Origin of the sequence: Pseudomonas sp. CFBP13528 (assembly GCF_005233615.1) — a bacterium.
Lineage (GTDB): Bacteria > Pseudomonadota > Gammaproteobacteria > Pseudomonadales > Pseudomonadaceae > Aquipseudomonas > Aquipseudomonas fluorescens_AM.
In genome coordinates, this window is record NZ_QGAJ01000005.1 from 365124 (window position 1) to 388212 (window position 23089).

Consider the following 23089-nt stretch of genomic DNA (forward strand, 5'->3'; position numbering starts at 1 on the left):
GGAAAATTGAAATGCAATCCAAATGTGGGAGGGGGCTTGCCCCCGATGGCGGTGTATCAGTCGACACATGTGTTGCATGACACACTGCTATCGGGGGCAAGCCCCCTCCCACACTTTGATCGCATTCCAATCCCGGGCCCGTCGGTCCTCTCATTCAGCGACGTTCGATTGGCACGAACTTGCGCTGCTCAACGCCGATGTACTCGGCGCTGGGACGGATGATGCGGTTATTGGCGCGCTGCTCGAACACGTGCGCCGCCCAGCCGGTGAGCCGCGAGCAGACGAAAATCGGCGTGAACAGCTTGGTGGGAATGCCCATGAAGTGGTACGCCGAGGCATGGTAGAAATCGGCGTTGGGGAACAGCTTCTTCTGGTCCCACATGGTCTTGTCGATGGCTTCGGACACCGGGAACAACACCGTGTCGCCCACCTCGTCCGCAAGTTTTTTCGACCAGCCCTTGATCACTTCGTTACGCGGGTCGCTGTCCTTGTAGATCGCGTGGCCAAAACCCATGATCTTGTCCTTGCGCGCCAGCATGCCGAGGGTGCCTTCGACGGCTTCTTCGGCCGATCCGAAACGCTCGATCATCTCCATCGCCGCTTCGTTGGCACCGCCGTGAAGCGGGCCGCGCAGGGAACCGATGGCGGCGGTGACGCAGGAATACAGGTCGGACAGGGTCGAAGCACACACCCGGGCGGTGAAGGTCGAGGCGTTGAATTCGTGTTCGGCGTAGAGGATCAGCGACACGTTCATCACTTTGACATGCAGCTCGCTCGGCTTCTTGCCATGCAGCAGGTGCAGGAAGTGCCCGCCGATGCTCGGCTCGTCGGTGACGCAATCGATGCGCTCGCCATCGTGGCTGAAGCGGTACCAGTAGCACATGATCGCCGGGAACGCGGCGAGCAGGCGGTCGGTGACGTCATGCTGCACGCTGAAGTCTTTTTCCGGTTCGATATTGCCCAGGAACGAACAACCGGTGCGCATCACGTCCATCGGGTGGGCGTCGGCGGGAATGCGTTCGAGCACTTCCTTCAACGCTTGCGGCAAGTCGCGCAGCTTGCCCAGCCTGGCGCTGTAGGCAGCCAGTTCGGTGCGGGTCGGCAGTTCGCCGTACAGCAGCAGGTAAGCGACTTCTTCAAATTGCGCATCGGCGGCCAGTTCACGCACGTCATAGCCGCGATAGGTCAAGCCGGCACCGGCCTGGCCCACGGTCGACAGTGCGGTCTGCCCGGCCACCTGGCCACGCAGGCCGGCACCACTCAATACTTTTGCTTCAGCCATGGTTCTTCTCCCATTTTTGTATTTATCACTGTAGGAGCGAGGGGGACGCCTGGTTCTTGCTCGCGAAGACCGCACATTCACCGCGTATCTTCAAGTTTCCCGCGTTATCGTTGACGATTTTCGCGAGCAAGCTCGCTCCTATAGCAGTTAAGCGGATAGCCGTTACTTCTTCGCGGCAAACAGCGCGTCGAGCTTGTGCTCGAAGGTGTGGTAGTCGATACGATCGTATAGCTCCATGCGGGTTTGCATGGTGTCGATCACGTTCTGTTGCGTACCGTCGCGACGGATCGCGGTGTACACATTCTCGGCGGCCTTGTTCATGGCGCGGAAGGCCGAGAGCGGGTACAGCACGATGGAAACATCGGCAGATTTCAACTGTTCGGTGGTGTACAGCGGGGTCGCGCCGAATTCGGTGATGTTGGCCAGGATCGGTGCCTTGACCCGCGAGGCGAACAGCTTGTACATCTCAAGTTCGGTAATGGCTTCCGGGAACACCATGTCGGCGCCGGCCTCGATGCAGGCGGCGGCGCGTTCCAGGGCGGACTCCAAACCCTCCACGGCCAGGGCGTCGGTGCGGGCCATGATCACGAAGCTGTCATCGGTGCGCGCGTCCACGGCGGCCTTGATGCGGTCGACCATTTCCTGCTGGGACACAATCTCCTTGTTGGGGCGATGGCCGCAGCGCTTGGCGCCGACCTGGTCTTCGATGTGGATGGCGGCGGCGCCAAACTTGATCATCGACTTGACGGTGCGCGCCACGTTGAACGCCGAGGAGCCGAAACCGGTGTCCACGTCCACCAGCAGCGGCAGGTCGCACACATCGGTGATACGGCGTACATCGGTCAGCACATCATCCAGGCCGGTGATGCCCAGGTCCGGAACGCCCAGGGAGCCGGCGGCCACGCCACCGCCTGACAGATAGATGGCCTTGAAGCCGGCGCGCTTGGCCAGCAAGGCGTGGTTGGCGTTGATTGCGCCAACCACCTGCAGCGGCTGTTCACTGGCGACCGCGTCACGAAAACGCTGGCCTGGGGTGCTCTTGTTCGTGGAACTCATGACTCACCTCTATTTATTGGGGAGCGCCGTCCGGAAAGTGACGGGCGATGTTGCGTTTCGAAGCGCCGATATGCCGACGCATCAACAGTTCGGCCAGTTCACCGTCGCGATCGGCAATCGCGTCAAGAATGCGGTGATGCTCGGCAAAGGCCTGACGTGGACGATTGGGGGTGGTGGAAAACTGGATGCGGTACATGCGCACCAATTGGTACAGCTCACCACAGAGCATCTGGGTCAGGGTGCGGTTACCGGCACCTTGAATGATCCGGTAATGAAAATCGAAGTCACCTTCCTGCTGGTAATAGCCGACACCGGCCTGAAACGCGGCATCCCGTTCATGGGTGTGCAATACCTGGCGCAGTTCTTCGATTTCCGCGTCGGTCATGCGCTCGGCCGCCAGCCGGCAAGCCATGCCTTCCAATGACTCGCGGATTTCATACAGCTCGATCAGCTCGGCGTGACTCAATGACACCACCCGCGCGCCGACATGGGGCACCCGCACCAGCAGGCGCTGGCCTTCCAGACGGTGAATCGCCTCGCGCAGCGGGCCACGGCTGATGCCATAGGTGCGCGCCAGCTCCGGTTCGGAAATCTTCGTGCCGGGGGCGATCTCGCCCTTGACGATGGCGGCCTGGATGCGCCGGAAGACGTTTTCCGACATAGTTTGGGATTCATCCGACAGCGCCGGCGGAAATTCCGGTTGACCCAGCATATTGTCGACACCTCTAAAAGCAATGTGGCAAAAACTAGCTAATACCCACTACTTAGTCAAAGAATAAATCCACATTGTCGACAATCGTCTAATAACCTCCTTTGACATTGACGAGCATGGCCGCCTGCCAGCGCTGGCGCCAAAAAAGCATCATGTTAGAATGCCCGCCGCTTTTGCCTGACATCTCCAGATGAAATGGCGCACGAGGGAGCTTGCGCAGTAATGCCAGTCGCCTTGAATTTCGCACTGCATCGCCTCAGGAATTATGAGACTCAAGCCCTTCCCCCTACTGTTATGCCTATTGTCCATACCGAGCCTTGGCGTTGCCGCCGAGAAGACGGTGTATGGCCTGAACGAATACGCCAAACTGGCGGGCATCGACCTGGAAGTCGCGGCAAAACTCGACACGGGCGCCAAGACTGCCTCGCTGAGTGCGCGCGATATCAAACGCTTCAAGCGCAACGGCGAATCCTGGGTACGTTTCTACCTGGCCATCGATACCGCCCACTCCCATCCCATCGAACGTCCCCTGGCCCGCGTCAGCAAAATCAAGCGCCGCGCCGATGATTACGATCCCGATGAGGACAAGAAGTACACCGCTCGTCCGGTGATTGCCCTGGATATCTGCATGGGCGGCGCTTTACGCAGCATCGAAGTGAACTTGACTGACCGCAGCACCTTCCAATATCCGCTGCTGATCGGCTCCGAAGCGCTCAAGCGCTTTGACGCGCTGATCGACCCCAGCCTTAAATATGCAGCAGGCAAACCTGCCTGCGCCGCCGACGCTCATACCGCCGAGTAAACCGAATGCGCTCTCTGACCCTGCACCTGAAAATCCTGATCACCATTCTGGTGGTGCTGGGTATTTCGGTCACCGCCTACCAGATCTTCGTGCTGGGCATCCCTGTCACCGAGGACGCCACCGACGACTTGTGGAACATCGACGCCAAGGTCGAGTTCGTCGCCAGTCCCAAGGACCCGGTGAAGATTTCGATGTTCGTGCCGCCGTTGAGCCGCGACTTCGTCAGCCTCAATGAGAGTTTTATCTCGAACAACTACGGGGTGAGCGTCAACCGCGCCGACGGCAACCGCAAGGTCACGTGGTCGGCGCGCCGCGCCAAGGGCAACCAGACGCTGTATTACCGTCTGGTGCTGACCAAGCGCTACAGCGGTGAAAAGGTCAAGATCAAGGGCCCGACCTTTCGCGACAGCATCGCCGTGGAAGGCCCGGAAAAAATTGCCGCCGAAGCCTTGCTCGCGCCGATTCGCCAGCACTCGGCAGACGTCGAAACCTTTATCACCGAAGCCATCAAGCGCACCAACAACCTCAACGACGACAACGTGAAGCTGCTGCTGGCGGGCGACCCGTCGACGTCGCACAAGGCCAAGATCGTCGAATTGCTGCTGTCCATCGCCCACGTTCCGGTGGAAAAAGTCCACACCATCCGCCTCGTCGCCGACCAGCCGCAATCGCCTGAACTGTGGTTGCGCAGCTTCAACGGCAACGACTGGCTGTACTTCAACCCGGAAACCGGTGAACAAGGCCTGCCCGCCGACCGCCTGCTGTGGTGGACCGGCGATGAAAACCTGATCACGGTCGATGGTGGCAAGAAAGCCATGGTCACCTTCAGCCTGAACAACAGCGAGATGAACGCGATTCGCCTGGCCAAGCTGACCGACGAAAACACCGACGCCAACTTTCTCGAATACTCCCTGTACGGCCTGCCGCTGCAAACCCAACAGACGTTCATGATCATGGTGATGATCCCGATTGGCGTGCTGGTGATCCTGATCCTGCGCAACCTGATCGGCCTGCAGACCCTTGGCACCTTCACCCCGGTACTGATTGCCCTGGCATTTCGCGAGACGCAACTGGGCTTCGGCATTGTGCTGTTTACCATTATTACAGCGCTGGGGCTGTCGCTCAGGTCCTACCTGGAGCACCTGAAGCTGCAGATGCTGCCGCGGCTGTCGGTGGTGCTGACCTTCGTGGTGGTGCTGATTGCCGCCATCAGCCTGTTCAGCCACAAGCTGGGCCTGGAGCGAGGCCTGTCGGTGGCGCTGTTCCCGATGGTGATCCTGACCATGACCATCGAACGCCTGTCGATCACCTGGGAAGAGCGCGGCGCCAACCATGCGCTGAAAGTGGCGATCGGCACGCTGTTCGCGGCCTCCCTGGCGCACATCATCATGAGCGTGCCGGAGCTGATCTACTTCGTGTTCACCTTCCCGGCGATCCTGCTGATCCTGGTAGGTTTCATGCTGGCCATGGGGCGTTATCGCGGTTATCGCCTGACCGAACTGGTACGTTTCAAGGCGTTCCTGAAGGCTGACTCGTAATGTTCGGCTTCTGGAAGACCTGGAAAGCCCTGGAGGCGCGCGGGATCATGGGCATCAACCGGCGTAACGCCGACTACGTGCTCAAGTACAACAAGCGCAGCCTGTACCCGATCGTGGATGACAAGATCATCACCAAGGAGCGGGCCCTGGCGGCCGGCATCCACGTGCCGGAGATGTACGGGGTGATCTCCACCGAGAAGGAAATCGACAGGCTCGACGACATTATTGGCGGGCGCAGCGACTTCGTGATCAAGCCCGCCCAGGGCGCGGGCGGCGATGGCATCCTGGTGGTGGCAGACCGTTTTGAAGGGCGCTATCGCACGGTGTCCGGCAAGATCATCAGCCATGAAGAAATCGAGCATCAGATTTCCAGCATCCTGACCGGCCTGTACTCCCTGGGCGGCCACCGCGACCGCGCCTTGATCGAATACCGCGTGGTGCCCGACCAGATCTTCAAGAGCATCAGCTACGAAGGCGTGCCGGATATCCGCATCATTGTGCTGATGGGGTACCCGGTGATGGCGATGCTGCGCTTGCCGACCCGTCAGTCCGGTGGCAAGGCCAACCTGCACCAGGGCGCGATTGGCGTGGGCGTGGACCTCGCCACCGGCCTGACCCTGCGTGGCACCTGGCTGAACAACATCATCACCAAACACCCCGATACCACCAATGCGGTGGATGGTGTGCAACTGCCCAACTGGGACGGCTTCATGAAGTTGGCGGCCGGCTGTTATGAGCTGTGCGGCCTGGGCTATATCGGCGTGGACATGGTACTGGACCAGGAAAAAGGCCCGCTGATCCTGGAGCTGAATGCGCGGCCGGGGCTGAATATCCAGATTGCCAACGACTGCGGCCTGACCCTGCGCACCCATGCGGTGGAGGCGCGGCTGGAAGAACTGAAAGCCGCCGGCGTGACGGAAACCGTGGAAGAGCGGGTCAAGTTCGTACAGGAAATGTTCGGCCATATTCCGCCGGTGGAAGGCTGATCCGGTCTTCAAACTGTCTATCCCCGACATCCCCTCTAGGAGCAAATCCTACAGGGGACTACAATTCCTTCCCCCCCGCGCCACTGGCTGATCCACCCCGCATGTCGACTTGTTCCGTACATCCGCTGCCCTATCGGGCCAACCCCGCCCACTACTTTGCGGCGATTCGTCATGCCCCTGGCGCGGTGCTGCTCGACAGCGGTCGGCCGGCTGCCGAGCGTGGCCGTTATGACCTGCTCAGCGCCTGGCCCGAGGCGACCCTGGCGGTTGAGCCTGAGGAGAGCGGCGGCAATTTCCTGCAACGCTTGCGCGAAAGCCTGACGCACTTGGGCGACGCGGCACTGCCCGCCGGTGTAGAGCTGCCCTTTGCCGGTGGTTTGATCGGCTACCTGAGTTACGACTTCGGCCGACACCTGGAACACATGCCCCACTTGGCGGTAGACGACTTGCACCTGCCGGACGCGCGCTTGGGCCTGTACGCCTGGGCGCTGATCAGTGATCACCAGACGCAGACCAGCCAACTGGTGTTTCATCCCACACTGGTCGACAGTGAGCGGCAGCGCCTGATTGCCTTGTTCAGTCGGCCGTTCACTGAGTCAACGGCCAGCTTCACGCTGCAAGGCCCGATGGCGCCGGACCTCACGGCCGAGGCATACCGTCAGGCCATCGTGCGCATCCAGGACTACATCCAGGCCGGTGACTGTTATCAGGTCAACTTTGCCCAGCGTTTTCGCGCGCCGTGCGCCGGTGATCCATGGGTGGCTTACTGTGCATTGCGCCAAGCGTGCCCGACGCCGTTCTCCGGATTCCAGAGCCTCCCGGATCACGGTGCGGTATTGAGTCTGTCGCCCGAGCGTTTCGTGCGTATCAGCGAGCGCCATGTCGAAACCCGCCCGATCAAAGGCACCCGCCCCCGTGGCCTGACACCGCAGGCAGACGCGGCGCACGCCAACGAACTGTTGGCCAGCCCCAAGGATCGCGCGGAAAACCTGATGATCGTTGACCTGCTGCGCAACGACCTCGGCCGCAGTTGCCGTATCGGCTCGGTAACCGTACCGGAGCTGTTCAGCCTGGAAAGCTACCCCAACGTGCACCACCTGGTGAGCAGCGTCACCGGCACACTGGCCGACGATAAGGATGCCCTCGACCTCATCAAAGGCAGCTTCCCCGGCGGCTCCATCACCGGTGCGCCGAAGATCCGCGCCATGCAGATCATCGACGAACTGGAGCCGACCCGACGTGGCTTGTACTGCGGCTCGCTGATGTACCTGGACGTGCGCGGCGAAATGGACAGCTCCATTGCCATCCGCAGCTTGCTGGTCAAGGACGCACAGGTGTGCTGCTGGGGCGGCGGCGGGATCGTGGCGGACTCGCAGTGGGAGGCGGAATATCAAGAGTCGCTGACCAAGGTACGGGTGTTGTTACACACCCTGGAAGCGCTCTAGAACCAGGCCATTCCTGCCGCGCAAGGCAGCGACTTCGCCACGAAAAACCCTGAATCAGAACGGTTGTGGACCGACGGTGAGCTGCGCGATAGCTTCCGTCTTCCACCGCCCACCGGCCGTCTGTGAAGGATCACATATGCGACTGCTCAATCGTCAGGATTTGTTTCAGAAATTGCATCTTCGGCCACTTCGCCCCACAACCTCCCAAAATGAGAGATAAGGAAAATAACGCGCAGACCGTGTGATGAACATCAAACCTATTCATTCTCAGGAAGACCTGGCCGCTGCGCTCGCGCGCGTCGAGCAGATTTGGGGAGCGGCCACCGGCAGCCCCGAAGGTGACGAACTGGAAATTCTCGCCGTTCTTATCGAGAAATACGAGGCGGAACATTTTCCAATGCCGCCTTCGGATCCGGTAGAAGCGATCAAATTCCGCATGGAACAAATGGGCTTGACCGCCCGCGACCTTGAGCCCTTTATCGGCCCGAGCGGGCGAGTGTCAGAAGTTCTGAACGGCAAGCGTAAACTGAGCCTGGCAATGATCAGACGCCTGCATGAGGGATTGTGTATTCCTTACGAACGATTGCTGGCAGGCATTTAGGCGCAGGCTGGGAGGCTCATGTGGGAGGGGGCTTGCTCCCGATGAGGCCATCAGCCGCGCCGGATAATTTACAGGCTCAACTGCCGATTCGACGCCTTGATAAACTCCCGCTTCAAGTCCTCAAACGTGTGCACGGCCGGAAACTGCGGGAATTCACGAATCACATTCTCTGGCGCATGGAACAGAATTCCACGATCAGCCTCACCCAGCATTGTGGTGTCGTTATAGGAGTCACCCGCAGCGATCACCCGATAGTAGAGTGTCTTGAACGCCAGCACCGACTGGCGCTTGGGGTCTTTCTGGCGCAACTGGTAGCCGACCACCCGGTCGCTTTCATCGGTAATCAGGCGGTGGCAAAGCAATGTCGGGAAGCCCAACTGGCGCATCAGCGGCTGGGAGAACTCGTAGAACGTGTCGGAGAGAATCACCACCTGGAAGCGTTCGCGCAGCCAGTTGACGAACTCGATGGCGCCCTCCAGTGGCTTGAGTGTCGCGATCACTGCCTGGATATCGGCAAGCTTGAGCCCGTGCTCATCGAGGATACGCAGGCGCTGCTTCATCAATACGTCGTAGTCGGGAATGTCACGGGTGGTGGCGCGCAGGGATTCAATACCGGTTTTTTCGGCGAAGGCGATCCAGATTTCCGGAACCAGTACCCCTTCCAGGTCGAGACAGGCAATTTCCACAAGACACTCCGTTCGTATTATTCAAGTTGAGCGAGCAAAAGGACTGCCGAACTCTAGCGACTCACGCACGCCGCCGCAACGCAGGGCGGATTTTGATACCATCGCCGCCTATAGAGCGCTCAGCGCCACTGACCTGTAGGAACCGTCCTGATGAACCAAGCCTTCGACGTCGTTGAACTCGCCACGACCTATGCCAACAAGTCCGCCCAGGACATTCTCAAGCTGGCGTTCAGCCAGTTCGGTGACGACCTGTGGATTTCCTTCAGCGGTGCCGAAGATGTGGTGCTGGTGGACATGGCCTGGAAGCTGAACAAGAACGTCAAGGTGTTCAGCCTCGACACCGGCCGCCTGCACCCGGAAACCTATCGGTTTATCGAACAGGTGCGTGACTTCTACAAGATCGATATCGAACTGATCTCGCCGGACCAGAGCAAGCTGGAACCCTTCGTCAAGGAGAAAGGCCTGTTCAGCTTCTATAAGGACGGTCATGGCGAATGCTGCGGCATCCGCAAGATCGAACCGTTGCGCCGCAAACTCGCAGGCGTGCGCGCCTGGGCCACCGGCCAGCGCCGCGACCAGAGCCCGGGCACCCGTAGTCAGGTGGCCGCGCTGGAAATCGATACGGCGTTCTCTACCCCAGAACGTACCCTGTACAAGTTCAACCCGCTGGCGCAGATGACCAGTGAGGAAGTCTGGGGTTACATCCGCATGCTTGAACTGCCCTATAACAGCCTGCACGAGCGCGGCTTTATCAGCATCGGCTGCGAGCCCTGCACCCGCCCGGTATTGCCCAACCAGCACGAGCGTGAAGGCCGCTGGTGGTGGGAAGAAGCCACGCAGAAGGAATGCGGGCTGCACGCGGGGAATATCATCAGCAAGGCGTGAAGTTGACGCGGTAAACACTGTGGGAGGGGGCTTGTGTGGGAGGGGGCTTGCCCCCGATGAGGGAGTGTCAGTCGGCATATTTTTAACTGACGCACCGCAATCGGGGGCAAGCCCCCTCCCACATTGGGTTCGCGTTTAGCACTTCAAATGTACACACGCCTGTAACCATCGGTGCCATTTATGTGTGCAATCGAGTTTTAAGCGCACCAAAACGTAACACTTCCTTTCTAAAATTTTTCGCCCTCCCAGATCACTCCCCATCCTCAAGAAAATAAATAGCTGTTCGAACGGTCAATTTATATCGCTTTAAATTCAGCCAGTTATTTAAACAGCCAATAAAAAAGAAATTAGCTTCTAGTTTCATAGATCGAAAACTGGCACGCATGTGGCTTAGGAGTATTTACGCTTTGTATACAATAAATACAAAACCTACATACACTTTGCCATCTGCCGCATTGCTGCGGATGTGCTGGAGCCCGCCGGAATGCGTACAAGCCTCTCCCATCACGTCGCATTGGATCTGCCCTCCTCCGCTCTGAATCCCGAGGCCGCCCGCCCCGGCCCGCTGGTTCTCAGCCCACGCCTGCACAACAAGGACCTGGCGCCGACCAAGGCCGAAGGTCGCCGCTGGGGGCGCTACAGCATCTTTGCGCTGTGGACCAATGATGTGCACAACATCGCCAACTATTCATTCGCCATCGGCCTGTATGCATTGGGCCTGGGCGGTTGGCAGATTCTGCTGTCCCTGGGGATAGGGGCGGCACTGGTGTATTTCTTCATGAACCTGTCGGGGTATATGGGCCAGAAGACCGGCGTGCCGTTCCCGGTGATCAGCCGTATCAGCTTCGGTATACACGGCGCACAGATTCCGGCGCTGATCCGTGCGGTGATTGCGATTGCCTGGTTCGGTATCCAGACCTACCTGGCCTCGGTGGTGTTTCGCGTGCTGCTCACGGCGATTCATCCAGGGTTTGCCGACTATGATCACAATTCGATTCTTGGCCTGTCATCGCTCGGCTGGGCGTGTTTCGTGGCGATCTGGCTAGTGCAATTGGTGATCCTGGCCTATGGCATGGAAATGGTACGTCGCTATGAAGGATTCGCCGGACCGGTGATTCTGCTCACTGTGGCCTCGCTCGCCGGCTGGATGTACTTCCAGGCAGGCGGCCACATTGCCTGGTCGATCCGCGAGCCACTGAGCGGCGGTGAGATGTGGCGCAATATCTTTGCCGGAGGCGCACTGTGGTTGGCCATCTACGGCACGCTCATCCTTAACTTCTGCGACTTCGCGCGCTCCTCGCCCTGCCGCAGGACGATCCTGGTGGGTAACTTCTGGGGCCTGCCGGTGAATATCCTGGTGTTCGCCGCCATCACTGTGCTGCTGTGCGGCGGGCAGTTCCAGCTCAATGGCCGCGTGATCGAAAGCCCGACCGAAATCATCGCCGCCATTCCCAATACTTTCTTCCTTGTGCTCGGCTGCCTGGCCTTTCTGATCGTCACGGTGGCGGTGAACATCATGGCCAATTTCGTCGCCCCGGCGTTTGTACTGAGCAACCTGGCGCCCAAGTACCTGAACTTCCGTCGCGCCGGGTTGATCAGCGCCACCGTCGCGGTGTTGATCTTGCCGTGGAACCTCTACAACAGCCCGTTGGTGATCGTGTATTTCCTTTCCGGGCTGGGCGCACTGCTGGGGCCGTTGTATGGGGTGATCATGGTCGACTACTGGCTGATCCGCAAAAGCCAGGTGGATGTGCCGCAACTGTACAGCGAAGACGCGCAGGGGGTTTATTACTACAGCCGGGGCGTGAACCTGCGCGCGGTAGCGGCGTTCGTGCCGGCAGCGGTGATTGCCATCCTGCTGGCACTGTTGCCCGGGTTTGCCAGCGTCTCGCCGTTCTCCTGGCTGTTTGGCGCCGGTATTGCAGGGTTGCTGTACCTGCTGATCGCCAAGCGTCAGCCGTTCTACGCCGACGTCAGCGGCGAAAGCATTGCCGTCGATAACGTCAGTCATTAAACAAGGACTTTCCATGCGCATCCTCGTGGTCAACGTCAACACCACCGAATCCATTACCCAGACCATCGCTGAGCAGGCCAGAAGCGTGGCCTCGCCGGGCACCGAGATTGTGGGGCTGACCCCCTACTTCGGCGCCGAGTCGGTGGAGGGCAATTTTGAAAGCTACCTGGCCGCCATCGCGGTCATGGACCGCGTAATGGCCTACGACCAGCCATTTGATGCAGTGATCCAGGCCGGCTACGGCGAGCATGGCCGCGAAGGCTTGCAGGAGCTGCTCAACGTGCCGGTGGTGGATATCACCGAGGCCGCGGCCAGCACGGCAATGTTCCTGGGCCATGCCTACTCGGTGGTGACCACCCTGGACCGCACGGTACCGCTGATCGAAGACCGCCTGAAACTCGCCGGCCTGTACCAGCGCTGCGCCTCGGTGCGGGCCAGCGGCATGGCGGTGCTGGCGTTGGAAGAAGACCCAGTGGCGGCCATGGAAGCGATCGTGCGCCAGGCGGAACTGGCCATCCTTGAGGACAAGGCAGAAGTGATCTGCCTGGGCTGCGGCGGCATGGCCGGGCTGGACGAGCAGATTCGCCAGCGCACCGGGGTGCCGGTGGTGGATGGGGTGACGGCGGCGGTGACGATCGCCGAGTCGCTGGTGCGGTTGGGGTTGTCGACGTCCAAGGTCAGGACCTATGCGACGCCAAGGCCGAAGAAGATCCTGGGCTGGCCCGGCAAGTTCGGCCACTGAAGATCAAGCCCCTCCCACACTTGAAACTCTGTTTACTTTGCGACCGCACTGAATCTGCGGCCCAATTGCTGCTCGGCAAACTGCTCAATCACAAAATCCACAAACGCCCGGGTCTTGCCGGGCAGCAACTTGTGTTCGGCATAGTAGATGCAGATATTGCCGTCATCCACATACCAGTCCGGCAACACCCGCACCACCGCACCGCTGTCGAGGAACGGCACGGCCATCGGCAGGCTGACCAGCGCAATGCCCAGGCCCTGGGCGCTGGCGCAGCAGGCGGCTTCGGAATCACTCATGGTCATGGCGGGCTTGAGCAGCAGCGGGCTGTGCTCGCGCTCGCGGTGGGTCAGTTGCCATGAACGCACCCGACCTGTCTGCGGCGAACGTATCAGGATGCCGTGGCAACGCGACAAATCCTCGGGCGCACGCACTGCGGGGTGTTGCGCCAGATAAGCCGGCGACGCCACCAGCACCCGGTGCGCCGGGGTCAACGTACGCGCCACTACGCCCTGGGGCAGTTCAAAGCCACCGCCAATGGCGGCGTCGAAGCCCTGGCCGATCAAGTCGACCTGGCGGTTATCGAAGTGCCAATCCGGGCTGATCGCCGGAAAGCGCCGCATGAATTCACCCAGCAACGGCACCACATACCGATTGCCGAACACCGTGCCCATGCTGACCTTCAGCGTGCCCACCGGGCGCCCCTCGGCGCTGGCCAGATTGGCCACGGCGTTCTGAATAGTGGTGAGGCTACCGCTGACTTCGCCCAGGAACAGCTTGCCGGCTTCGGTCAGGGTCAGGCGCCGGGTGCTGCGCTGGAACAGCCTGACGCCCAGGCGTGCTTCCAGCTTGGCCACGCTTTTGCCGACTACCGCCGGCGTCAGGCTGAGGTGTCGTGCAGCCTCTGCGAAGCTACCGCCCTCGGCGCTACGCACAAAGCATTCGATACTGCCAAAGCTCTCCATGAACCACCACTGTAAACTTTTGGTTTACACAGACTATAGCAATCTCGCTCTACCGGCCTGGTCGTGTGAGGCCGATACTCGGCTCATCAACTACTTGGAGATCGACATGACTACAGCAACCCTCACTGGCAAAGTCGCCTTGGTTCAAGGCGGTTCCCGCGGCATCGGCGCCGCCATCGTCAAGCGCCTGGCCGCGCAGGGCGCTGCCGTTGCCTTTACCTACGTCAGCTCGGCCGACAAGGCGCAAGCCTTGCAGGACAGCGTGATCAGCGCAGGCGGCAAAGCCCTGGCGATTCAGGCCGACAGTGCCGATGCCGCGGCGATTCGCACTGCGGTCAACGCCACCGTCGAGGCCTTCGGGCGCCTGGATATCCTGGTGAACAACGCCGGCGTGCTGGCTATCGCTCCGCTGGCGGACTTCAAGCTGGAAGACTTCGACCAGACCCTGGCGATCAACGTGCGCAGCGTCTTTATTGCCACCCAGGAAGCCGCCAAGCATATGAGCGAAGGTGGCCGTGTGATCAATATCGGCAGCACCAACGCCGAGCGCATGCCATTTGGCGGCGGTGGCCCCTACGCGATGAGCAAGGCGGCGCTGGTGGGTTTGACCAAGGGTTTGGCACGAGACCTGGGACCACGGGGGATTACCATCAACAACGTGCAGCCAGGGCCGGTGGACACGGACATGAACCCGGCGAACAGTGAGTTCGCCGAGAGTTTGATCGGGTTGATGGCGGTGGGGCGCTATGGCCATGTCGAGGAGATTGCCAGTTTTGTGGCCTATCTTGCCGGGCCGGAAGCGGGCTATATCACCGGTGCCAGCCTGACCATCGATGGGGGGTTCAGCGCATAGTTTATTGCAGAACTACAAACCAAATGTGGGAGGGGGCTTGCCCTAATGCCGTCTGTAGGAGCGAGCTTGCTCGCGAAAAACGTCAACGATAACGCGTGCTTTCTGAATGAGCGCGGTGCCTGTGAGTTTTTCGCGAGCAAGCTCGCTCCTACGAGAGGGCGGTGTACGCTTAACTGACTGGCAAGCCCCCTCCCACAGTTTCAGACCGATGTTGAATCAGGCCATGGGTGGCAAGCCATAGGCCGCCAGATCGAAATCCGACAGTTTGCGGATGATCTGGTCGGCATGCTGATATTTACTGTCAGCCATGGCTTCATCGGGCACGGCGATGGCGGTCATGTGCGCCGCTTTCGCTGCCGTCACGCCGAACGGCGAGTCCTCGAACACCAGGCAATCCTCAGGCGCCACGCCCAGGCGGCGCGCGGCGGTGAGGAAGATATCCGGCGCGGGCTTGGCGGCGCCGACCTCCGGGTCGTCGGCAGTGACGATGGTGTCGAACAGGCCAAACCATTCACGGTGCAACGTCGTCTTGTGGCCGAACGAATTACGCGACGAACTGGTGCCCACGGCAATCGCAATGTTATGCGCTTTCAAATGCCGCACCAACGCCTCGGCCCCGGGCATGCCCAGGGCCTTGGGGAAACGCTCGCTCATCAGCGGCTCGCGAATCTCTAGAAACTCAGCCGGTGTGATCGGCAGGTCCAGCGCCTTGACGACATAGTCGGCCAGGTCCTGTGCACCGCGCCCGATGATGTGCTGCTTGATGCTCCAGTCATAGGTGCGGCCGTAGCGTTCGGCAATAATTTGCGTGACTTCGGTGTAGATGCCTTCGGTATCCAGCAACAACCCGTCCATGTCGAAAATCACAGCCTTGATCGGGACAGCGGTACGCGGTGCGTTCATCACAACAGAAACCCTGGGGGAAGACTAAAAGGATTCAGCACAATAGCGGGCCCGGCTGCCTGCGAGCAACCTCGGTGAAACCCCGATAGGTCATTCATACCACGCAACAGTTTTACCTGCAGGCGTGCGCGGCGTCTGTCTAGAGTTTGTGAGTGAATAGCGATCAGCTTTCGACCGTGATCTAAAAATGCACCTTGCAAACCTTATAAAAGACTTATTACCCTCCAATGAATTCGATCCACTGGACCCGCAAATCGGTCAAACAACTGCTTCGGCTGCATACCTACCATCAGCAACAGGTAAGCAATGCGGTATCAGCGCTTGAGCGCATGCCCGATGCAGTCAACGTCAAAGCGTTGGTCAACCATCCACACGGCTATCGGTTGCGGGTGGGTAATTATCGCGTCCTTTTCGACTGGGACGGCGACATCCATGGGGTCAGCATTCTAGAGGTCAAGAAACGTGACGAACGACCCTACTGCCGTACAGATCATCCACAATATCGAGTGCAAGCCAGCCTTTGTGGTGATCCCCTATGAACATTATCTGGCCCGGCAAGACGACCCGAACCTGATTACCCACGCTGTCGTCAGCCGCCTGGTAGATGGAGCGACACCCATACGGGCCTGGCGCGAGCACTTGAACCTCACCCAGGATGAAGTTGCCAAGCGCCTGGGCATTTCACAATCGGCATTCGCCCAGCAAGAAGCGGTCACCAAACCACGTCGAACCACGCGGGAAAAAATCGCCAGGGCCGTTGGCATAAACGCCTGTCAACTTGAGTTATAACCTCATCTCCAAAGCGCGCGCCTTCGACGCCCTCAAAGCGAACCCAAGCATGCTCTACCGTTTAGCCGCCGACAGCCTGGTGCTGTTCCATTTATGCTTCATCCTGTTTGTGTTGTTCGGTGGCCTGCTGGCGCTCAAATGGCGACCGCTGATCTGGCTGCACCTGCCCGCAGCCGCCTGGGGCGTTGCCGTCGAGGTGTTTCACCTGCCCTGCCCGCTCACCCGCTGGGAAAACCTGTTGCGCCATTTGGCCGGGCAAGACGGTTATGGCGCAGGCTTCATCGAACATTACCTCCTCGCGCTGATCTACCCGGCCGGGCTCACGCCGCAGATCCAGCTAGGGCTGGGCGCGCTGGTGCTGTTGATCAATATTGCGGTGTATGGGCACCTGATCCGGCGTTATCGACAGGCTTGAGACAGCCACACTGGTGAAGAATCAGGCTCCCCAGCCTCTTCATAGACGCCGCCATGTCCGAAGCCTTCGAAGTCCCCAGCCCCCACGAAAAGCACCTCGAACACACCACCGAACAGGCCCACGGCCGGGGCGACACCTTCGCCAGCCGTATCGCGGTGATGACGGCCATCATGGCCACCGTTGGCGCCATGCTCAGCTACCAGGCCGGCTCCAGTGAAAGCGAGGCGGCGATGGACAAGAACAACGCTGCGATCATCAAGACCGAAGCCGCCAACCAGTGGAATTACTACCAGGCCAAATCCAGCCGCCAGAACCTGGCGGAGCTGGCCACGCATATTCTCGGCGTGGATGCCGCCCACTACAACGATGAAATCCAGCGCTATAAAAGCCAGAAAGAAGAGGTGCGCAAACAAGCCGAGAAACTTGAAGCCACCTCCCTGGAATGGGACCGCAAATCCGAACAAGCGCTGCACCAGCACCATCGCTGGGCCCAGGCGATGACGGCGATTCAGATCGCGATCTCACTGGCGGCGATCACCTTGCTCACGCGCAAGGAATGGCTCAAGCGCATGGCGTATTCGGCCGGCGGCGTGGCCGTGGTACTCGGCGGCCTGGCGTGGCTGCACCTCTGACCGAGCGCAGACAAATGTGGGAGGGGGCTTGCCCCCGATGGCGGCCTGACTGCTCCCATAAAATGAAACCTTGGCTAGCTGATTTCAATCCGCCACCTGAGCGATTAAAGTGTCGCGCCTCGAGAATTGGATCTCGAGATTCAGTCCATGGAGTTTCTTGTGAAGTACGTCAGTAAAGTAGTTGCAGCAGCCGTTCTTGGTCTCACCCTGGCAGGTTGCACCGGCACCGCCATGAAAACCCAGCAATACGACGCCAGCCAATACACCGTGCTCGGCCACAGCGAAGCCAGCGCCACCGGCATCATGCTGCTGGGCGTTATCCCGATCGGCCAGAACAGCCGCTTCGTGCGCGCTCAGGATGCAGCCATCAAGGCCAAAGGCGGCGACGCGATGATCAACACCCAAGTCCAGGAAAAATGGTTCTGGGCCTGGGTCCTCAATGGCTACACCACCAAGATCTCCGGTGATGTGATCAAGTTGAAAACCGCGCAATAAGTATCAGGTTGCCAGAGCGCTGAGCCTGGCAAGCGAGGTTTCATGGGCCTGACGCCAGAGGATGGCCCATGAACCTCGGTATCCGTTACGCCCGTCTCGCTGACGCTCAATCCTGAATCATTTCTCACCGCTGTGCGGGTTTGGGCAACGTCCTACACGCCTTGCAGAAATGCGGGGCTCCCGCTTGAAAATCACCCTGCCTATAGTCACCCGGTCACTCATAGGGTGACCGGGTTTGGCGACTCGACTATTAAGACGGCAGAAGCCTCCCGGCTGATTTGCGGGATGCCCCTGCACGCAATAAGCTGCTCAATGGTAGCTGTGCGTGGGAGACCTTCGGGTCTGCCGGTCTTTGTCCGTTCTTAATGCCGGTTCGCCAACCTGCGTACAGTTGCCACCTTTTGTTTGGCGACAAAAGGTGGCTCATATCCCTCAAAGCGAACGGACTTAACACATGAACCACTACATAGCCCTCACCAACAACGACAGCGCCACCCCTGCCCTCTTTGTCGACACCACCGCGCCGCTGGAAATACTTCTCGACGCTGCAACCTATCGACTTCGCGCCGTTACCCAGGTCCTTGAGAACCTCGCACTACGCAGTGACATCAGCAGCGATGCTGTCGTACTCAGCGATTTCGCACTGCTGTGCTCAATACCATTGCGCGATGGATGCGATTTGCTGGACGTCATAGGGCGGCGGATGGACATGCCTTGCGCCTGACCTGAATCGCCGGATTTTCAGATCGCAGAAATAACGAAGCCCCTGATTCTTCGCAGAATCAGGGGTTTGTTTACTTTTCAAGCGACCGCTGCACGCCTGGAGCGTTAAGGACCACCGATCTCCAGAGCACGCTCATCAGATCATGTACAAATCAAAAATCCTGTACAGTTTTTTTCGCTCATGACGATATAGATGGCAAGGTGCCATGGATCGGGCCCGCAACATCTACGAGTCCAATCTTCATGATTAATTTCTTCAAAATGCGCCGTGATCGTCGCGCTATTCAACAATTGGTGGCTGCAATCACCCGCCGGGTCCCGCCACAAGTAGACGGGTGTGCTGAACGCGCTGCCGTGCTTGATGCCTGGAAAGCTTTTGACTCCCTCGATCGCGACGCCCAGTCCCGTCTACATGCGCTTGAGCAGGAATTGGAGGCCGCCCGTGAGCTGCTTCGCGAAGCTGCGTTGTCCGCGCATGCCCACGAGGTCCGATTTGATCTTGTGAACCGCGCCTCCAGCGAAGGGCTCTGGGATATGGAGGTCGTCGCCGGCGACCCGGTGAATCCCAAAAATCGCTTTTGGTGGTCTCAGCAACTGCGAAACCTTCTGGGGTTCAAAGATGAGCGCGATTTCCCAAATGTGTTAGCCAGTTGGGCTGACCGCCTGCATCCACAGGACAAGCAAGCCACGCTTGACGCTTTTGCCCGCCATCTAAACGATAAGTCCGGGCACACGCCGTATAAGGTAAAAAATCGCCTCGCGATGAAGGACGGTTCCTACCGTTGGTTCTATGCCCAGGGAGAAACCTTACGGGATGATCGGGGGATGCCTCTACGCGTCGCGGGTTCACTGCGTGATATCCATGATCAGCTTGAGCGAGACCAGGAGCACGACGTCATCATCACCCGATTTGAACTGGCCAGGGAGATGCTCTCGGACGGTTTGTGGGATATGGAAGTCATCGCGGGAGACCCGGTCAATCCAAAGAACCCTTTCTGGTGGTCTCCCCAGTTCCGGCGACTGCTTGGATTTGAAACGGTGGAGGAGTTCCCCGACGTTTTGGACAGCTGGGCATCCCGGCTACACCCGGATGATAAGGAACAAAGCCTCAACGCATTTGGTGCGCACCTGAACGACCGATCAGGTAAAACGCCCTTTGATATCGAGTATCGCCTGAAGATGAAGAGCGGTGAGTATCGGTGGTTCAGAGCGCGAGGTCAGACTCGGCGCGACTCCAGCGGCTCACCGCTTCGGGTAGTAGGTGCCCTTGTGGATGTCCACTTGCAGCATGAGCAGGAGGCGTTACGACACAAAGAGGTTAAGCACCAGCGGACGCTTGAGGACAACATCGCTCAATTGTCACAGATCGTCGGGACGATTCAGAGCATTGCGAACCAGACAAATCTGCTGGCACTGAACGCGGCGATTGAAGCTGCGCGCGCGGGCGAAGCGGGTCGTGGCTTCGCGGTCGTTGCAGACGAAGTTCGCAAGCTTGCAACGCGTACGACTGAAGCGACAGAACAAGCTGCCGGGATGATTGCTCGCTAAGTCCCGTCCTGGTGCCTGCTGTCTAATCCGCAGCAGGCATCCAACGGCCATGAACGCGCGCATTCATCCCCCCTCCCGTATGCCCGAATAGAACGGCGGCCAGAAGCGCTGGCCACATTGTCGAAACCTTTTGCTGGCGGATACCTCAAAGGAAACGCGAAGAATCCGGCGCGGCCTTTCCGTGCCAAGCGACAAGGAATACGCCGTGCTCGAACATCTTGATCTAAATGCGCTGATCGCTGGCTACGGCTACTGGGTAATCTTCCTGGGCTGCCTGCTCGAAGGCGAGACCGTTCTTATCCTGAGCGGAATGGCTGCGCACCAGGGCACTTTGCAAGTGCTGCAGGTGATCGGGTGGGCCACTGCAGGCGGGATACTCGGCGATCAACTGCTATTTTGGACCGGACGTTATTCCGGGCAGCGCCTGCTGCCCAAACTCAAGCGTCACCAGTCAGCCATCAAACGGGTAGAGAACCTTATCCATCGCTATCCGACGACCTCGGTATTCACCGTGCGCTTTCTCTACGGCATGCGCCTGGTGGGGCCCATCGTGATCGGTGCCAGTGGACTATCGCCTTGGAAGTTTGCCCTGATCAATGTGCCAAGTGCAGCAATCTGGGCCACCCTGTTCGTCGGCGCCGGCTATTGGGCCGGCGAAGCATTGCAGCATTTCTTTGGCGACCTGAAGCCCTATCGCCTGCCGATCTTCCTCGCGGTGGTAGCGCTGGTGTCCCTGGCGGCAGGGGTGCGGTATTGGCGAAGACGATCCAAAGCGTCGCACCGCTGAGACAGGAGCTGCTGATGTAGCGGCTCGCCCGGGTGTGTCGACGCATAGCGCCTGTATGCCTGGATAAAGCGCTACAGAGTCCGGATGGGGGCAGATGGCGGGACAAAACCAGCAGGCACAAAAAAGCCCCGTAAAACGGGGCTTTTTCGTAACAATGTGGCGGTGAAGGAGAGATTCGAACTCTCGATACAATTTCTTGTATACACACTTTCCAGGCGTGCTCCTTAAGCCACTCGGACACTTCACCGTATCTCGGCAAACCAGTTCAGTCTGTCGAGGCGCGCTAATGTAGTCGAAAGCCTTTCTGATGGCAAAGGTTTTTTTCAGAATTTTCATGCGGTTAGACGGTTATGCCGGAACAGGGTCTGCGGGCGATGGTGATTGCGCCAATCTCGGGCATGGATCGGGATGGTCTACGCTGGCTGTTGTGCCCTGCTTCAGGCGCTCTGCTGCCGGCTGTGAAGCAAAAGCCTGACTGGGCAGTCAGTCACGGCGCTTTACCCGCGCGGGCGCGCTGGGTAACGTCTGCTGCATTCTTCCATAACAAGCCCTATAAGGAACCGCGTCATGAGTGAGTTGATTGCCTACCACCTCGAAGACGGTATCGCGACCCTGACCCTGAGCAACGGCAAAGTGAATGCCATTTCTCCGGCAGTGGTCAGTGCGTTCAATGCGGCGCTGGATCAGGCGGAGCAGGATCGGGCAGTGGTGGTCATCACGGGCACGCCGGGGATTCTGTCGGGTGGTTATGATTTGAAAGTGATGACGGCCGGCCCCAAAGAGGCCATCGGCCTGGTGACGTCCGGTTCGACGCTGGCGCGGCGCCTGTTGTCGCATCCGTTTCCGGTGATCGTGGCGTGCCCTGGGCATGCTGTGGCCAAGGGCGCGTTCCTGCTGCTGTCGGCGGATTATCGGATTGGCGTTGATGGCCCGTTCAGCATTGGCCTCAATGAAGTGGCGATCGGCATGACCATGCACCACGCCGGTATCGAGTTGGCGCGCGATCGTCTGCGCAAATCGGCGTTTCATCGCTCGGTGATCAATGCCGAGATGTTTGACCCGCAAGGCGCCTTGCAGGCGGGCTTCCTCGACAAGGTGGTGGCGCCGGAAGAATTGCACGCGGCGGCATTGGAAGCGGCGCGGCAGTTGAAGAAGATCAATATGAACGCGCACAAGCAGACCAAGCTGAAGGTGCGCAAGGCGCTGCTGGAGGCGTTGGACGATGCAATTATCCAGGATCAAGGTCACGTGCTGATGTAATGCCTGAACCTGCCGTGCCAAAGCCCGACCTTGAGTCGGGCTTTTTCTTACAGCCAAAGCCGAAACAGCCTGCGCCGCTCTAAACAGGCGTTATCGACCTATGTTGAAACATGCGCTTAAACATCGCCCATCTCCTACGTCTTTAGGGGCAATTGCCGAATACAGTGCACATCCGTACACTGCGCCACCTTTTGTCCCGATGGGTCGTGTCGATGCTTTTTCTGTTACGTATGTTGTTGATGGGCCTGCACTTTATGCTCGCCGGGATAGTGGGCGTGCTTATAGGGGTATGCCGCCCGTTCAATCCTGACAACAGTCGCCTCTGCGCGCGCCTCTATGCACTGCCCGCCATGTGGATATTGCGCTTGAAGGTGATGAAGGATGTCGACTCACTGCGCAACAAGCCCGGTACCTGCGTGGTGATCGCCAACCATCAGTCCAACTATGATCTGTTCGTGCTGGGCACCGTGGTGCCGCATCGCACGGTATGCATCGCCAAAAAGAGCCTGAAGTGGGTGCCGTTGTTCGGCCAGTTGTTCTGGCTGGCCGGCAATGTGCTGATCGACCGCGGCAATGCGCACAAGGCACGCCGTGCAATGCTCACCACGACCCGCACCCTGCAGCATGAAGACACGTCCATCTGGGTATTTCCGGAAGGCACGCGCAACCTGGGCAAGGGTTTGTTGCCGTTCAAAAAGGGCGCGTTCCATATGGCGATTGCGGCCGGTGTGCCGATCGTGCAGGTGTGTGTCAGTAATTACGTCACGCATATGCGACTTAATCGCTGGAACAGTGGCGAGGTGCTCATACGTTCGTTGGCGCCGATTCCTACTGTGGGGATGACGGCGGACGACGTTCCGGCGTTGATGCAGGCGTGCCAGGCGCAGATGGATGCGTGCATTGCGCAGATGGATCGCGAGCTGCAAAGCGCTGGAGCGCCTGCGTCTTTGTGAGCCACAACGGAACGCCATTC

Annotated in this window: 24 protein-coding genes, 1 tRNA gene and 1 pseudogene; 19 read left to right on the top strand and 7 right to left on the bottom strand. The window is 59.3% G+C overall.

Annotated features, from left to right (window positions below; translation table 11 throughout):
• Positions 1-154: 154 nt before the first annotated feature.
• The 3 genes from prpC to PspCFBP13528_RS13505 all read right to left on the bottom strand — a co-directional run bounded on the left by prpC (position 155) and on the right by PspCFBP13528_RS13505 (position 3050).
• Positions 155-1282, bottom strand: a complete 1128-nt coding sequence (prpC, locus tag PspCFBP13528_RS13495; protein ID WP_065949839.1) for a 2-methylcitrate synthase — start codon at positions 1280-1282, stop codon at positions 155-157.
• Between the two features lie 162 nt (positions 1283-1444).
• A complete protein-coding gene (gene prpB, locus PspCFBP13528_RS13500) occupies positions 1445-2338 on the bottom strand; it encodes a methylisocitrate lyase (protein WP_101220698.1) in 894 nt (297 codons plus the stop codon).
• Between the two features lie 13 nt (positions 2339-2351).
• The gene (locus tag PspCFBP13528_RS13505; protein WP_065949841.1) at positions 2352-3050 is read right to left on the bottom strand and encodes a GntR family transcriptional regulator; all 699 of its coding nucleotides are present in this window, start codon (positions 3048-3050) and stop codon (positions 2352-2354) included.
• A 265-nt stretch (positions 3051-3315) separates the two neighbouring features.
• Between PspCFBP13528_RS13505 and PspCFBP13528_RS13510 the strand changes: the two genes are divergently transcribed.
• From PspCFBP13528_RS13510 to PspCFBP13528_RS13530, 5 genes are all read left to right on the top strand, one after another.
• On the top strand, positions 3316-3852 hold the full coding sequence (locus PspCFBP13528_RS13510; RefSeq protein ID WP_065949842.1) for an ATP-dependent zinc protease: 537 nt from the start codon (positions 3316-3318) through the stop codon (positions 3850-3852).
• Between the two features lie 5 nt (positions 3853-3857).
• Positions 3858-5390, top strand: coding sequence for an inactive transglutaminase family protein (locus tag PspCFBP13528_RS13515; protein WP_065949843.1), 1533 nt, complete (start codon positions 3858-3860; stop codon positions 5388-5390).
• On the top strand, positions 5390-6376 hold the full coding sequence (locus PspCFBP13528_RS13520) for an alpha-L-glutamate ligase-like protein (protein ID WP_065949844.1): 987 nt from the start codon (positions 5390-5392) through the stop codon (positions 6374-6376). Before PspCFBP13528_RS13515 ends, PspCFBP13528_RS13520 begins: the two co-directional genes overlap by 1 nt.
• A gap of 101 nt (positions 6377-6477) precedes the next feature.
• Positions 6478-7821, top strand: a complete 1344-nt coding sequence (pabB, locus tag PspCFBP13528_RS13525) for an aminodeoxychorismate synthase component I (protein WP_065949845.1) — start codon at positions 6478-6480, stop codon at positions 7819-7821.
• Positions 7822-8065: 244 nt separating this feature from the next.
• Positions 8066-8422, top strand: a complete 357-nt coding sequence (locus PspCFBP13528_RS13530) for a transcriptional regulator (RefSeq protein WP_065949846.1) — start codon at positions 8066-8068, stop codon at positions 8420-8422.
• Positions 8423-8490: 68 nt separating this feature from the next.
• On the opposite strand, the gene thrH is transcribed toward PspCFBP13528_RS13530, so the two are convergent.
• Positions 8491-9108: a bifunctional phosphoserine phosphatase/homoserine phosphotransferase ThrH gene (gene thrH / locus PspCFBP13528_RS13535; protein WP_065949847.1), complete on the bottom strand. Its 618-nt coding sequence runs from the start codon at positions 9106-9108 to the stop codon at positions 8491-8493.
• A gap of 150 nt (positions 9109-9258) precedes the next feature.
• Here thrH and PspCFBP13528_RS13540 point away from each other — a divergent pair, with 150 nt between their 5' ends.
• The 3 genes from PspCFBP13528_RS13540 to PspCFBP13528_RS13550 all read left to right on the top strand — a co-directional run bounded on the left by PspCFBP13528_RS13540 (position 9259) and on the right by PspCFBP13528_RS13550 (position 12749).
• A complete protein-coding gene (locus tag PspCFBP13528_RS13540; protein ID WP_065949848.1) occupies positions 9259-9993 on the top strand; it encodes a phosphoadenylyl-sulfate reductase in 735 nt (244 codons plus the stop codon).
• Between the two features lie 484 nt (positions 9994-10477).
• Entirely contained in the window at positions 10478-12007 is a 1530-nt protein-coding gene (locus tag PspCFBP13528_RS13545; RefSeq protein WP_065949849.1) for an NCS1 family nucleobase:cation symporter-1, read from the top strand.
• A 13-nt stretch (positions 12008-12020) separates the two neighbouring features.
• Entirely contained in the window at positions 12021-12749 is a 729-nt protein-coding gene (locus tag PspCFBP13528_RS13550) for an aspartate/glutamate racemase family protein (protein ID WP_065949850.1), read from the top strand.
• A gap of 32 nt (positions 12750-12781) precedes the next feature.
• Here PspCFBP13528_RS13550 and PspCFBP13528_RS13555 read toward each other — a convergent pair whose 3' ends face one another.
• The gene (locus tag PspCFBP13528_RS13555) at positions 12782-13711 is read right to left on the bottom strand and encodes a LysR family transcriptional regulator (protein ID WP_137200384.1); all 930 of its coding nucleotides are present in this window, start codon (positions 13709-13711) and stop codon (positions 12782-12784) included.
• A gap of 106 nt (positions 13712-13817) precedes the next feature.
• Here PspCFBP13528_RS13555 and PspCFBP13528_RS13560 point away from each other — a divergent pair, with 106 nt between their 5' ends.
• On the top strand, positions 13818-14564 hold the full coding sequence (locus PspCFBP13528_RS13560) for a 3-oxoacyl-ACP reductase family protein (protein ID WP_065949852.1): 747 nt from the start codon (positions 13818-13820) through the stop codon (positions 14562-14564).
• A gap of 216 nt (positions 14565-14780) precedes the next feature.
• On the opposite strand, the gene PspCFBP13528_RS13570 is transcribed toward PspCFBP13528_RS13560, so the two are convergent.
• Positions 14781-15467: an HAD-IA family hydrolase gene (locus PspCFBP13528_RS13570; RefSeq protein WP_137200385.1), complete on the bottom strand. Its 687-nt coding sequence runs from the start codon at positions 15465-15467 to the stop codon at positions 14781-14783.
• A gap of 227 nt (positions 15468-15694) precedes the next feature.
• Between PspCFBP13528_RS13570 and PspCFBP13528_RS13575 the strand changes: the two are divergent.
• From PspCFBP13528_RS13575 to PspCFBP13528_RS13610, 8 genes and pseudogenes are all read left to right on the top strand, one after another.
• Positions 15695-15946 (top strand): annotated as a pseudogene (locus PspCFBP13528_RS13575) (type II toxin-antitoxin system RelE/ParE family toxin); the annotation flags it as partial.
• Positions 15930-16256, top strand: a complete 327-nt coding sequence (locus PspCFBP13528_RS13580) for a helix-turn-helix transcriptional regulator (RefSeq protein WP_137200387.1) — start codon at positions 15930-15932, stop codon at positions 16254-16256. The pseudogene PspCFBP13528_RS13575 and the gene PspCFBP13528_RS13580, both read left to right, overlap by 17 nt.
• 49 nt (positions 16257-16305) lie before the next feature.
• Entirely contained in the window at positions 16306-16671 is a 366-nt protein-coding gene (locus PspCFBP13528_RS13585; RefSeq protein WP_065949882.1) for a DUF2784 domain-containing protein, read from the top strand.
• Between the two features lie 53 nt (positions 16672-16724).
• Positions 16725-17303, top strand: a complete 579-nt coding sequence (locus tag PspCFBP13528_RS13590; protein WP_137200388.1) for a DUF4337 domain-containing protein — start codon at positions 16725-16727, stop codon at positions 17301-17303.
• 159 nt (positions 17304-17462) lie between these two features.
• Positions 17463-17798 carry a hypothetical protein gene (locus PspCFBP13528_RS13595; protein ID WP_065937034.1) on the top strand — a complete coding sequence of 112 codons (336 nt, stop codon included), beginning with the start codon at positions 17463-17465 and terminating at the stop codon, positions 17796-17798.
• Positions 17799-18252: 454 nt separating this feature from the next.
• Positions 18253-18522: a short-chain dehydrogenase gene (locus PspCFBP13528_RS13600; protein ID WP_065949856.1), complete on the top strand. Its 270-nt coding sequence runs from the start codon at positions 18253-18255 to the stop codon at positions 18520-18522.
• Between the two features lie 242 nt (positions 18523-18764).
• Complete coding sequence (locus PspCFBP13528_RS28065; RefSeq protein ID WP_065949857.1) at positions 18765-20069, top strand: PAS domain-containing protein; 1305 nt, start codon at positions 18765-18767, stop codon at positions 20067-20069.
• A gap of 205 nt (positions 20070-20274) precedes the next feature.
• Positions 20275-20856: a DedA family protein gene (locus tag PspCFBP13528_RS13610; protein WP_137200389.1), complete on the top strand. Its 582-nt coding sequence runs from the start codon at positions 20275-20277 to the stop codon at positions 20854-20856.
• A 157-nt stretch (positions 20857-21013) separates the two neighbouring features.
• On the opposite strand, the gene PspCFBP13528_RS13615 is transcribed toward PspCFBP13528_RS13610, so the two are convergent.
• Positions 21014-21103 (bottom strand) — tRNA-Ser (locus tag PspCFBP13528_RS13615).
• A 320-nt stretch (positions 21104-21423) separates the two neighbouring features.
• On the opposite strand from PspCFBP13528_RS13615, the gene PspCFBP13528_RS13620 reads away from it, so the two are divergent.
• Complete coding sequence (locus PspCFBP13528_RS13620; RefSeq protein WP_137200390.1) at positions 21424-22116, top strand: crotonase/enoyl-CoA hydratase family protein; 693 nt, start codon at positions 21424-21426, stop codon at positions 22114-22116.
• 212 nt (positions 22117-22328) lie between these two features.
• Entirely contained in the window at positions 22329-23069 is a 741-nt protein-coding gene (locus tag PspCFBP13528_RS13625; RefSeq protein WP_137200391.1) for a 1-acylglycerol-3-phosphate O-acyltransferase, read from the top strand.
• Positions 23070-23089 lie beyond the last annotated feature (20 nt).